This is a genomic window from Candidatus Njordibacter sp. Uisw_002, from assembly GCF_047730155.1.
Taxonomy (GTDB): Bacteria; Pseudomonadota; Gammaproteobacteria; order Pseudomonadales; family Balneatricaceae; genus Njordibacter.
Genome location: NZ_CP159832.1, coordinates 611,251 through 623,146, shown reverse-complemented (window position 1 = coordinate 623,146; position 11,896 = coordinate 611,251). Strand labels below are relative to the sequence as shown.

14 protein-coding genes and 1 tRNA gene are annotated in these 11,896 nt (G+C 45.3%); 9 read left to right on the top strand and 6 right to left on the bottom strand.

Going from position 1 to position 11,896, the window contains the following annotated elements:
• Positions 1 to 25: 25 nt before the first annotated feature.
• From ABXT42_RS03010 to ABXT42_RS02970, 9 genes are read left to right on the top strand one after another with little or no spacing between them, the layout of a single operon-like run.
• Positions 26 to 499: a Na+/H+ antiporter subunit E gene (locus ABXT42_RS03010; RefSeq protein WP_443628892.1), complete on the top strand. Its 474-nt coding sequence runs from the start codon at positions 26 to 28 to the stop codon at positions 497 to 499.
• Positions 496 to 789 carry a monovalent cation/H+ antiporter complex subunit F gene (locus ABXT42_RS03005; protein WP_443628891.1) on the top strand — a complete coding sequence of 98 codons (294 nt, stop codon included), beginning with the start codon at positions 496 to 498 and terminating at the stop codon, positions 787 to 789. The genes ABXT42_RS03010 and ABXT42_RS03005 overlap by 4 nt, the downstream gene beginning before the upstream one ends.
• Positions 789 to 1,148, top strand: a complete 360-nt coding sequence (gene mnhG, locus ABXT42_RS03000; RefSeq protein ID WP_443628890.1) for a monovalent cation/H(+) antiporter subunit G — start codon at positions 789 to 791, stop codon at positions 1,146 to 1,148. Before ABXT42_RS03005 ends, mnhG begins: the two co-directional genes overlap by 1 nt.
• A 26-nt stretch (positions 1,149 to 1,174) precedes the next feature.
• Positions 1,175 to 2,146 (top strand): Na(+)/H(+) antiporter subunit B, encoded by a 972-nt coding sequence (locus tag ABXT42_RS02995; RefSeq protein WP_443628889.1) that lies wholly within the window; start codon positions 1,175 to 1,177, stop codon positions 2,144 to 2,146.
• Positions 2,143 to 2,517: a cation:proton antiporter subunit C gene (locus ABXT42_RS02990; RefSeq protein ID WP_443628888.1), complete on the top strand. Its 375-nt coding sequence runs from the start codon at positions 2,143 to 2,145 to the stop codon at positions 2,515 to 2,517. Before ABXT42_RS02995 ends, ABXT42_RS02990 begins: the two co-directional genes overlap by 4 nt.
• Positions 2,511 to 3,989, top strand: coding sequence for a monovalent cation/H+ antiporter subunit D family protein (locus ABXT42_RS02985; RefSeq protein WP_443628887.1), 1,479 nt, complete (start codon positions 2,511 to 2,513; stop codon positions 3,987 to 3,989). Before ABXT42_RS02990 ends, ABXT42_RS02985 begins: the two co-directional genes overlap by 7 nt.
• Entirely contained in the window at positions 3,986 to 5,476 is a 1,491-nt protein-coding gene (locus ABXT42_RS02980) for a proton-conducting transporter transmembrane domain-containing protein (RefSeq protein WP_443628886.1), read from the top strand. Before ABXT42_RS02985 ends, ABXT42_RS02980 begins: the two co-directional genes overlap by 4 nt.
• Positions 5,466 to 5,777, top strand: a complete 312-nt coding sequence (locus ABXT42_RS02975; protein ID WP_443628885.1) for a hypothetical protein — start codon at positions 5,466 to 5,468, stop codon at positions 5,775 to 5,777. Before ABXT42_RS02980 ends, ABXT42_RS02975 begins: the two co-directional genes overlap by 11 nt.
• Positions 5,770 to 7,464, top strand: coding sequence for a Na(+)/H(+) antiporter subunit D (locus tag ABXT42_RS02970; RefSeq protein WP_443628884.1), 1,695 nt, complete (start codon positions 5,770 to 5,772; stop codon positions 7,462 to 7,464). Before ABXT42_RS02975 ends, ABXT42_RS02970 begins: the two co-directional genes overlap by 8 nt.
• Before the next feature lie 203 nt (positions 7,465 to 7,667).
• Here ABXT42_RS02970 and ABXT42_RS02965 read toward each other — a convergent pair whose 3' ends face one another.
• The 6 genes from ABXT42_RS02965 to ABXT42_RS02940 form a co-directional block, all read right to left on the bottom strand.
• Positions 7,668 to 8,465, bottom strand: a complete 798-nt coding sequence (locus tag ABXT42_RS02965; RefSeq protein ID WP_443628883.1) for a DUF6538 domain-containing protein — start codon at positions 8,463 to 8,465, stop codon at positions 7,668 to 7,670.
• An 81-nt stretch (positions 8,466 to 8,546) separates the two neighbouring features.
• Positions 8,547 to 8,634: transfer RNA gene (locus ABXT42_RS02960), tRNA-Ser, on the bottom strand.
• A 57-nt stretch (positions 8,635 to 8,691) separates the two neighbouring features.
• On the bottom strand, positions 8,692 to 9,249 hold the full coding sequence (locus tag ABXT42_RS02955; protein WP_443628882.1) for a nitroreductase family protein: 558 nt from the start codon (positions 9,247 to 9,249) through the stop codon (positions 8,692 to 8,694).
• Positions 9,250 to 9,267: 18 nt separating this feature from the next.
• Complete coding sequence (gene queF / locus ABXT42_RS02950; protein WP_443628881.1) at positions 9,268 to 10,089, bottom strand: NADPH-dependent 7-cyano-7-deazaguanine reductase QueF; 822 nt, start codon at positions 10,087 to 10,089, stop codon at positions 9,268 to 9,270.
• Positions 10,090 to 10,111: 22 nt separating this feature from the next.
• Positions 10,112 to 10,885, bottom strand: coding sequence for an ABC transporter permease (locus ABXT42_RS02945; RefSeq protein ID WP_443628880.1), 774 nt, complete (start codon positions 10,883 to 10,885; stop codon positions 10,112 to 10,114).
• Positions 10,885 to 11,826: an ABC transporter ATP-binding protein gene (locus tag ABXT42_RS02940; protein ID WP_443629429.1), complete on the bottom strand. Its 942-nt coding sequence runs from the start codon at positions 11,824 to 11,826 to the stop codon at positions 10,885 to 10,887. The genes ABXT42_RS02945 and ABXT42_RS02940 overlap by 1 nt, the downstream gene beginning before the upstream one ends.
• Positions 11,827 to 11,896: the final 70 nt, after the last annotated feature.

Sequence of the window (11,896 nt, the reverse complement as noted above, 5' to 3'; positions counted from 1 at the left end):
CTGAACGATGGAGCGAGTAATAACTATGCGTCATAAAATAAACCTTTCCATTCTGCTAGCATTATTTTGGCTGCTGAACTCTGGGCACTACAGTAATCTGATGCTTTTCTTAGGTGTGCTTTCTATCGCTGTCGTTATCTTTATTGCTCATCGTATGGATGTAGTGGACCACGAGTCGCAGTCTATGGGCTTGTCTCTAGCATTTACAAAGTACGGCTTATGGTTGTCAAAGGAAATCATAGTCGCCAATGTGGCCGTTGTTAAGCATATCTGGCTTGGTAATAAGACCATTTCCCCCACTATGACCAAGGTTAATGCGAGCCAAACAACAGACGTGGGTAAAGTGATCTATGCCAATTCAATTACCTTAACACCAGGCACTGTCAGTTTAGGGCTGGTGGGTGATAAAATAACAGTACACGCGCTCATTCGAGAAAATATCGACGCCCTAGAGTCTGGAGATATGGATCGACGGGTGAGTCAATTGGAGAAGTCATGATAATTGCAGCCACTTTGGCCATTCTGGTAGTGATGGTGTTAGCCATCATCCGGGGCGTGATGGGCCCTAGTCTCTATGACCGCATTCTAGCCGTGAATATGTTTGGCACTAAAACTGTATTACTGATTTCTCTTTTGGGCTTTGTGATGGGGCGGCCTGAATTCCTAGATATAGCGATGGTTTATGCCCTTATAAACTTTATTAGTGTGATCGGTGTGTTGCGATTATTTGAGGCCTTTACTGCCAAGCATAATGGCAAAGTTGTTGAGCCTGCACAGAGAGATTTATAATGGATACATTGCTTAATCTAGCCAGTTCTTTTTGCCTGTTATTGGGGAGTTTTTTGTGTCTATCAGGTGGTGTAGGCATTTTGCGCTTTCCTGACTTTTATACGCGCATGCACGCCGCTGGAGTATCGGACACCCTTGCTGCGGCTATGATCCTCATTGGCCTAATGCTGCAGATTCCTGAAACGTTGGTGATTATAAAGCTCATCATCATCCTCTTAATGACCCTATTTATTAGCCCTTCAGCAAGTCATGCTCTAGGCCGAGCTGCCTTGCTAAATGGTTTAACACCAGTCGTCGCTGGAGATAAAAACCATGCTGGACAGACCACTGAAGTAGGAGATAACCCATCGAAATCTTAATCGATATTGTCTTACTAACGCTTCTAGTGGGCATTGCCGTTGCCATTAACCAAATCAAAGATATGTTTGCTGTCGTTATGCTGGCGGGTATTTATGGACTTGTCTCTGCCAGTTTTTTTGTGACTTTGGACGCGGTTGATGTTGCGTTTACTGAAGCCTCTGTGGGCGCAGGTATTTCCACCTTATTAATGTTAACCACGGTGGCCATGACTGGCCGCACAGAGCATGAGGCCAGTCATAAGCCAATGCTGGCTTTGTTTGTGGTCATGGTGACGGGTGGTCTACTCATTTATGGCACCTTTGATATGCCGTATTTTGGCTCTGTTGATGCCCCTGTTCAGAACCATGTTGGTCCTCGTTATATTTTAGATTCCATGCAGGAAATTGGTGTGCCTAATATGGTGACATCGGTACTGGCAAGTTATAGAGGCTTTGATACCTTTGGTGAGGTCACGGTTATATTCACAGCGGGTATTGGGGTGTTAGCCCTATTGTCGGTCGTGCGGCGGCCAGAGGATGATACTGCCATTGAAGCTATTAATGATTCTATGCATGAAAAACATCTGATTTTACGAGTGGTCATAAAAACCTTAATCCCATTTATTCTACTGTATGCATTTTATGTGCAATTTCATGGTGATTTTGGCCCTGGTGGTGGCTTCCAAGCAGGGGTTATATTTGCTGCAGGCATTATCTTATATGCCATGTTGTTTGGACTTAGCTTAGCACGCCGAGTCATTAAGCAACCCTTAGTGCAGCTTTTATCCGCGATCGGTGTATTGATCTATGGCAGTGTGGGTGTGGTGTCTATGTTAAATGGTGGCAGCTTTCTGGATTACGGTGTGTTATCGGCCGATCCCATTGCTGGACAACACCTAGGCATTCTCTTAATTGAGCTGGGAGTGGGCGTAACGGTTGCGTCAGTGATGATCATTATCTTCTTCAGTTTTGCTGGACGCAGTGAATATCAACAGGCTAAAAAAGGTAAGTCCTTATGAGCATGATACTGGGCCTTTATAACTACTGGATTGTGATCGTTCTGATGATGATTGGTTTTTACATCATTATCGCCCATGGCCACCTTATCAAAAAAATAGTCGGACTAAATATCTTTCAGACGTCGGTATTTATTTTTTACATCTCTCTGGGAAAGGTTGAGGGAGGCACTGCACCTATATGGCAAGAAGGCATCCTACTTTACTCAAACCCACTGCCCCACGTGCTAATTCTCACTGCGATTGTGGTCGGTATAGCAACTACAGCTTTGGGGCTTGCCTTAACCATTAGGCTTAAAGAAGCCTATGGCACCATTGATGAAGATGAAATCCAAGCTATGGACAATCAAGACAAGGAATCTAAGCCGTGTTAGCGCACCTCCCCATATTACAAGTCATTGTGCCGCTCATGGCGGCCCCTGCCTGCTTGATTTTAAGAAGGCCACAACTGGTTTGGTTGTTTACTCTTCTAGCCAGTGCCTTAGCATTTATTATTAGTATTCTTTTGCTGCAGCAAGTCATGCAGACGGGCACCATTAGTTATGAACTAGGCGGTTGGAGCCCACCGTGGGGCATTGAATATCGTATTGATAAGCTGAACGCCTTTATTGCCCTTATTATTTCTGGCGTCAGCACCGTGGTGCTGCTGGCAGCGCAAACCAGCATAGAAAAAGAAATACCCCAAGACAAGCACACCCTATTCTATATCCTCTACCTATTATCCCTAACGGGTATGCTGGGTATCGTTACCACTGGCGATGCGTTCAATGTGTTTGTGTTCTTAGAAATATCTTCTCTTTCTGCGTATTCCTTAATTGCATTAGGTAGAGACAGGCGCGCCCTTTGGGCATCTTTTCAGTATCTGATTATGGGCACCATAGGTGCAACTTTTATTCTTATCGGTATCGGTCTCATGTATCAAATGACCGGCACCCTAAATATGGCTGACCTTGCCACTCGCTTACCTGAAGTTGCAGAGACGCGCACGGTTACCACAGCCTATGTCTTTTTTATTGTGGGTGTGTGCCTAAAGTTAGCTCTATTTCCTCTGCATTTATGGCTGCCCAATGCCTACGCACATGCACCATCAATCGTCACTGCATTTTTTGCTGCAACCTCGACCAAGGTGGCCGCATATTTGCTGATTCGCTTTACCTTTTCAATTTTTGGGGTGTCGTTTTCCTTTACCACCCTGCCAATGGAGACATTGTTCTTAGGATTGGGTTTATTGGGTATATTCGTGGCCTCTACCGTGGCCATTTATCAAGACAACATAAAACATGTGTTTGCCTATTCCAGTGTGGCTCAGATTGGTTACATGATTGTTGGTTTCAGCATGTCCACCAACGCTGGCTTAAGCGCCATGCTGTTGCATGTGTTCAATCATGCACTTATGAAGGGAGCGTTATTTCTGGCTTTAGGCGCTGTGCTTTACCGCGTTGGCAGCACCCAGCTTAGAGACTTTCAGGGGTTAGGGCGCCAAATGCCATTAACCATGGCAGCCATTGTTTTGGCGGGCTTGAGCCTTATTGGAGTACCGTTAACAGTAGGTTTTGTGAGTAAATGGTATTTAGTGGTAGCCGCCATTGAAAAGGGCTGGTGGCCCGTGGCGGGTCTGGTTTTACTGGCTTCCTTATTAGCGGTTGTCTATGTTTGGCGTATTGTTGAGACCGCTTATTTTAAAGCACCAGTGGTCGGTAAGGAGCTGGTGCAAGAAGCTCCCATGACCTTCCTCATACCCGTTTGGATTCTCGTCAGTGCCAATGTCTACTTTGGTATCGATACGCGCATCAGTGTGGACATTGCCACTGCTGCAGCGCAGAGCTTATTTGGGGTTGTCCCATGAATCTATCATTAGCAACCTTGCTGCAGTTATGTATCCTTTTACCGATCTTTGCAACCCTGGGCATTGTGGCTTTAAGACGCCATCAAAACTTAAGGGAAGCAGTTAGCGTTGGCACTAGCGTGTTAGTCTTTTATGCAGTGGTGTCTATTTACCTTGGCTTGCAAGGTGGCGCAACAATCGACGTCAATTGGCTACAAATATTGCCCGGTCTAAGTTTGAGCTTTAGCGTTGAGCCACTGGGCATGATCTTTTCCTTAATCGCCAGTTTCCTCTGGTTCGTTACCATTGTTTACGCCATTGGCTATATGCGTGGCCATAACGAAGACCATCAAACCCGCTTTTATTGCTGCTTTGCCATTGCCATTGGTAGTGTGATGGGCGTGGCGTTTGCAGATAATTTATTCACCCTATTTATCTTTTATGAAATACTAACCCTATCTACCTATCCTCTTGTCACCCACGCAGGCACAGAGGCTGCTAAGAAAGGTGGACGGGTATATCTTGGTATTCTGCTCACCACCTCAATAGGCTTCTTTTTATTCGCTATACTGGGTACATGGGTTATGGCTGGTACCCTAGATTTCACCCAAGGTGGTGTGTTCCCAGCAGGCGCAAACACGGCTGTGCTAGGGTTCATTTTGGTACTGTTTATTTTCGGTATTGGTAAGGCGGCCATTATGCCCTTCCATCGATGGCTGCCCGCCGCTATGGTAGCACCAACTCCGGTGAGTGCTTTGTTACATGCCGTCGCTGTGGTTAAGGCCGGTGTTTTCACTGTCATGAAAGTCTGTGTGTTGATTTTTGGTATTGATCTATTAAGCGTGCTCCCTACCACCCAGTCACTGTTATATCTTGCGGGTGCAACGGTCTTGTTGGCGTCTGTTATTGCCATGCGCCAAGATAATTTAAAAGCTAGACTAGCCTACTCAACTGTAGGCCAATTGGGCTATATTACCATTGGTGCATTACTCGCCTCCTCCATGGGGGTGGTTGGTGGATCGATGCACATTGCCATGCACGCGTTTGGAAAAATCACGCTGTTTTTCTGTGCTGGGGCTATTTTGGTGGCAGTGCATAAATCCAAAGTGAGTCAATTAGATGGCTTGGGCAGGCGCATGCCTATCACCATGACCGCTTTTTTTATTGCCAGCCTAGGTATTATTGGTATTCCTCCAGCGGGTGGTACATGGAGTAAGTGGTATTTATTAATGGGCACCATGGATACCCAGCAATGGATTATTCTAGTGATCTTACTGATTAGTTCTTTACTCAACATTGCCTACCTACTACCCATATCCATGCGGGCTTTTTTGTTCAAAGACCCAACCTCCAATGCGGCGGTAGGTATCAAAGAAGCTCCCCTACCTTGCCTAATCGCTATCGGTATCACAACCGTGGGTTGCATCGCCCTATTTATCTACCCACAGCCTTTGTATGAACTTGCTTCGTCCATTCTACAAACATCGAGTATTGCTCATGGACAATAAACCAAAACATATTTTTGACGACCCTAAAAATGTTAAGCGGGTTATGCACTTTCTTTATGCAAGCTGTGCGCTTTTGTTTGCTTTGGATTTTGTCATTCACCGGCACGTCTATCATAGCTGGGAAAACCTGTGGGGCTTCCATGCCATATACGGTTTTGCGGGCTGTGTTGTGTTAGTCATTGTTGCCACCTGGATGCGTACTTTTCTAATGAGATCAGAAGATTACTATGATGACGAGTGGAACACCGACTTAGACGAAAAAAATACCAGTGACACTGGAGCCGCTAATGTGGATGACTGATTTACCTCCATTTGTTCTCTTCTTTATTGGCGCACTGTTTGCAGCGCTGACAAGGGGCCGTATACGTGGCTTTATCATGTTAGCTATCCCACTTTTCAGTGCGGCTAACCTATGGATGATGCCTGAAGGTGTGCATCTGCAGTTTGCTTTTATGGACTATCAGCTTGAGCCATACAAGATTGACAAGCTGAGCTTGATGTTTGCCTACGTGTTTCATATTGCCGCTGTAATTTCCATCACCTACTCCTTGCATGTAAAGGATACAGTGCAGCAAGTTGCAGGGATGATGTACGCAGGCAGTGCTTTGGGCGCCGTTTTTGCTGGGGATTTATTAACTTTATTCGTTTTTTGGGAACTGTTAGCGCTCACTTCTGTGTTTCTTATTTGGGCCAGAAAGACACGTCGGGCTTACGTGGTGGGTTTGCGGTACCTTATTATTCAAATCTTTTCAGGTGTTTTACTGCTGGTCGGCGTGTTGTTTTACGCTACCGAAAAAGGCACCTTAGACTTTCAATACATTGGTTTGGACGGTGTGTATGGTTGGCTTATCTTTTTTGCCATTGGCATTAAGTGTGCCTTTCCATTGCTGCACAATTGGCTGACTGATGCGTACCCCGAAGCCACGCCTACGGGCACTGTTTTTTTAAGTGCCTTCACTACTAAGGTGGCAGTTTATGCCTTAGCACGAGGCTATCCTGGCACTGAATTGCTCGTTTACATTGGCGCTGCCATGACCTGCTTTCCTATATTTTGGGCGGTTGTTGAAAATGACCTGCGCCGTGTACTCGCCTACAGCCTAATTAATCAGGTGGGGTTTATGGTATGCGGCATAGGCATCGGCACAGCGCTGGCAATCAATGGTGCCGTGGCCCATGCCTTTAATGATGTTATTTTTAAAGGGCTACTCTTTATGAGTATGGGGGCTGTGCTCCACATGACAGGACGTATAAACGGTTCTGATTTGGGGGGGCTCTATAAGACCATGCCGAAAACTACGGTACTGTGTATTATTGGTGCGGCGTCTATTTCTGCCTTCCCGCTGTTTAGCGGTTTCGTGAGCAAGTCCATGGTGATGGCGGCGGCACTGGAAAACGGACATGATTGGGTATGGCTAATGCTATTATTTGCCTCTGCGGGTGTATTTCACCATGCGGGCATCAAGATCCCTTACTTTGCTTTCTTCGCCCACGACTCAGGCCTGAGAGCCAGTGATCCACCAACAAACATGTTGATTGCCATGTTTATTGCGGCGGGGCTGTGTATTGGCATTGGCGTTTACCCTGCGGCATTGTATTCGTTGCTTCCCTATGACACAGGCTACAACCCTTATGATGCCACCCATGTGCTAGCGCAAACGCAACTGCTGTTCTTCTCTGCACTGGCTTTCGTGTGGTTAAATTTACGCGGCATGTACCCACCCGAGTTAAAGTCAACGCACCTAGATTTTGATTGGACCTATCGACGGTTTATTCCTTTAGTATTACGTCGCTTGTTGGCTGCTATTTGGAAAGTCGATGGAGTGATACGCCGCAGTTTTCTGGCCAAATTAGATTCGGGTTTGAACTATTTGGCGCAAAGGCATGAAGGGCCCAGTAGCCTTCTCTCCCGTGATCATCCGGCAGGCAGCATGGTACTGTGGGTTGCGGTTCTGCTGGCCATCTACTTGCTCATGAGCTTTATTCGCTAATCAAATAGAGCATGATTAATACACTCGTTTAACTTAGGCCATTTCAAAGACCAGAACCAAACACCGAAAACAAGGCCAACCGACGTAAGTCCAGCTGGCCTCTTATTTAGTTCACGTATTCAGCGTCTAACAGTCTATTAGACCTTTTTAGCCGCCCATAACGAAACACCTATTAGTGGTATATGTCGTGTACTTGCATGTGTTTATAGCGGTCTGTGGGGGTGTGGTCTAAGGTTTATATAGGGTGTAGGAGCTTGCAAGTTAATATCTTCTATCAGCAAGCCTGACGCTTCTGCGAGCCTCATACCTGTATCGCTTATCAATGCCACTAACCAGCGAATATCATCATCCATTGCAAGACATTGCTTCTGAAGCTTTATCAGCTTATCAGTTGGTATTGGCCTACGCTTCTCACCCAAGTGGATTGTTGGGAGATATATGCCAATAAAGTTATTCTGGATACCCAGTCCAAGCTCGGCAATAGCAAAGTTAGTTACCGCCCTCACAACGCCAAATGTACGCTGTACCGAACTTATACTCAAACCCTTCTCTAGCAACCATTGCCTAAGCTGAGCAGCATCACTGGTTTTATACATATCCAGCGGCCTATCAGATAGGCAATCAATTACATAATCGATGTTACGCCTTGCAGTACGAAAGAACATGTCTGCCCTGCCAACCCCTTTCACGCTCAAGTAGAGTTCTAATGCTTGAATGAGTGTGATGACTGTTGAGCTGCCCTGCAGGTGCTCTCTGGTCAATAAGTGAGCACAAGGAGGCTCAGTATTCCTCAACCTTAGATCGTGCCAATAGTCTTCCAAACGCACAGATAACAACCTAGACGAATGCACAGCATGTCTACGATTGGTAGTACGTAAGGATTGAATTACACGGGGCTTACTGTAGTAACTTGTTAAATCTGCAGGAATAACACGTGAAAAGTAATAGATATTACCCTTCAAGTAAGTGTAAGCAGGATGCTTAGGGGCGATTTGTGTCATCAGTTATGTCTACCGTTCCATAGGGGTGGAGTTAATACGGTAGATATTTCAACAACTTATCTGGCCATTGCCAGTGAATATTGGCGGTGAGAGAGGGATTCGAACCCTCGGTACCTTGCGGTACACACACTTTCCAGGCGTGCTCCTTCGGCCACTCGGACACCTCACCATTTGAAGGCGCAGATTCTATGCTTTTAAAGGATAAAAAGCAATAAAATTCAATGCATTAATGCCAATGCTTAATGAATGCTTGGCTATTAACTACAGGCACAGATTTAGGGGCTACGATAGGTGTGCCCATATAAATCATACCGATCATCTGCTCGCCTTCTTGCAGGTCAAACGCTTGCGTTATAGTAGGATGAGCCACTACCCAACCTGTGCGCCATACGGCGCCAATACCTTGTGCATAAGCAGCCAGCAACATAGCGTGGCCCGCAGCGGCAGTGGCTTGTATTTGCTCTGCCGTAGGCACTTTAGGGTGCGTTTTAGGGCTGGCTATTAATACTAATATGCTGGGTGCACGGTGAGGCATGTTAAGACATCTTTCAAGTGTTTGTGCATCACTATCTGGGCTACGCTCAAGCTGTGCTTGATGTAGTAGTTGTCCAAGTTTATCTAGGCCTGCGCCTTCCACCATCACAGCACGCCAAGGCTTAAGGTTGCCATGGTCTGGAGCTCTTAAAGCCGCTTGCAAAATCACTTCTAGCTGCACCTGCGAAGGTGCCGGTGCTTGCAGCCTTTGCACTGAAACCCGATTAAGTAAGCCGTGTAATAATTCCATAATAATGTCTCTAAATACCTATTGACGCTGAGTGCGGTGGTTGCTGGGCAACACAGGCCTAGTAGAGCGGTAGGGATTAATATCCAAGCCACCCCGCCTCACATAACGTGCATACACTGTAAGCTGGCCAGGTTTACATTGCGCTTTAATATCTAGGAAAATCTGCTCAACACATTGCTCATGAAAATCACCATGTTCACGGTAAGACACGATATAGGCTAATAAGCCCTCTCTTTGTATTGTTGGGCCTTCATACTCTATCACTAAAGTGGCCCAGTCTGGCTGACCTGTTACCGGGCAGTTACTTTTGAGCAAGTTGCTATGTAATATTTCAGTTCTGTAAGCTTTTACGTTAGAAGATAACAAGCTTGCATCTGGTTCATAAGTGGTGATCTGGATATCTTGGTCATCAATATTTGCCCCTGGCACAGGTAACACAGGCATGGCCATTTGATCCAAGCCATACAAAGTCACTTGTACATCGGCCCCTGCTGCTGCAGATAAATCAGCCACCATTCGCTCTTGCACCCCAGAGACACTGTTCATTTTGGTTTGATTAAATGAGTTTAGATAAAGCTTAAATGACTTACTTTCAATAATATAGGGGCTATCAGCAGGGATTCTAAATTCGGCTACCACCATTTGCGGTAAGCCTTTTTCATTTAGCCAAGACACTTCAAAGGCGTTCCAAACATCAATACCATAAAAGGGTCGTGATGAAAATTCTGGCTGCCAAGGGGTATTACGCGGAATAGGAAATAACAATTCTGGCGCATATTGTGTGACATAACTACTTTGGTCACCTAAAGGGGACGCTTCTATAAAATCTTTTTGTTGCATCTTTTTCTCCAAGCAAAAATGGCTATTTACGAATGCCCTTACCGGTATTTAATAAGTGCATGCAGTAGCTAAATAAGGCAATAATAAACCCACATATCACAAGTAAGGAATAACCTACAGGTATGTCAGACACTCCTAAAATACCAAATCTAAACGCATTCACCATATACAAAATGGGATTGAGTTGTGACACACTCGCCCAAAAATCTGGCAGTAAATCTATGGAATAAAACACTCCACCTAGGTAGGTTAAGGGGGTAAGAATAAAGGTGGGCACTATGGCGATATCGTCAAAGCTGTTAGCAAACACTGCGTTAATAAAGCCGCCTAAACTAAATAAAATAGAGGTCATTAGCACCACCAGCACGATGATACCTAGGTTATGCACGTCAAGCTGGGTAAAAAACAACGACAAACAAGTCACTATGGTACCCACAGCCAAACCACGGGCCACACCGCCTGTCACATAGCCTGCCAAAATCACCCAGTTAGGCATAGGTGACACTAGCATTTCTTCTAGGCTGCCTTGATATTTAGTGCTATAAAAAGAAGACACTACATTGCCATAAGAATTACTAATCACCGACATCATGATTAGCCCTGGCACGATAAACTGCATGTAATCAAAGCCACCCATCTGCCCTATACGGCTGCCTATTAAATTACCAAAGATAATAAAATATAGCACCATGATAATAGAAGGTGGTAATAAGGTTTGCACCCAAATACGCATAAAGCGCTGAATTTCTTTGCGCACAATAGTGGAGTAGGCAATGTATATTTCATAAGCTGACATTATGCGCTTACTCCTTGCAAATCAGTCTTGTTGTTGGTGACTAGGTTGACAAATAGCTCTTCTAGTCGGTTGGTTTTATTTCGCATACTTGTCACTTGAATGCCTGCCGTTGATAAAACAACAAACACGCTGTTGATATCTTGGCCTTGGTTAAGGGTGACTTCCAAATGCGTATCACCTACCAACAACAAACTATAGCCCGATATTTCTGGCGCAGTGGCTAAAGGCTCTAATAAATCTAGCACTATGGTTTCTGTATTAATGGTTTTTAACAGCTCTTTCATAGGGCTGTGTTTAATAATTTCACCCTGATCAATAATAGCGATGTTGCGGCACAGATTTTCTGCCTCTTCTAAATAATGCGTAGTGAGGATAATGGTAGTGCCCTGCTCATTAATACGCGTAAGAAACTCCCACATAGAGCGTCGAAGCTCTATATCTACGCCTGCGGTGGGTTCATCTAGTATCAGCAACTTGGGTTTATGAACTAAGGCACGAGCAATCATTAGGCGGCGTTTCATGCCGCCTGACAAATTACGAGATGCCTCTTTTCGTTTGTCCCATAAGCCTAGCTGTTTGAGAAGCTGCTCTGTGCGCCTGAGAGCTTCATCACGTGGGATACCATAGTAGCCTGCTTGCTGCACCACCACATCTGCAACTTTTTCAAACATATTGAAATTAAATTCTTGCGGCACCACACCCATCATACATTTGGCTTGGCTAACGTGGGTGTCCAGGTCATACCCAAACACGCTCACCGTACCTGAGCTTTTATTCACCAAAGAGGACACCACACCCAACGTGGTGGACTTACCCGCCCCGTTGGGACCTAGCAAGGCAAAAAAATCGCCTTGCTCTACTTTTAAACTAATGCCTTTGAGTGCCTCAAAACCGTTGTCGTATATTTTGTGTAACTGATTAATTTCTAATGCATGTGTCATAGTGTTTTGTACTGGTTTTAAGTGATCGTTTGCTCTCATATTATGGGGGCTCTTTGGGTTTTTTAAAGGG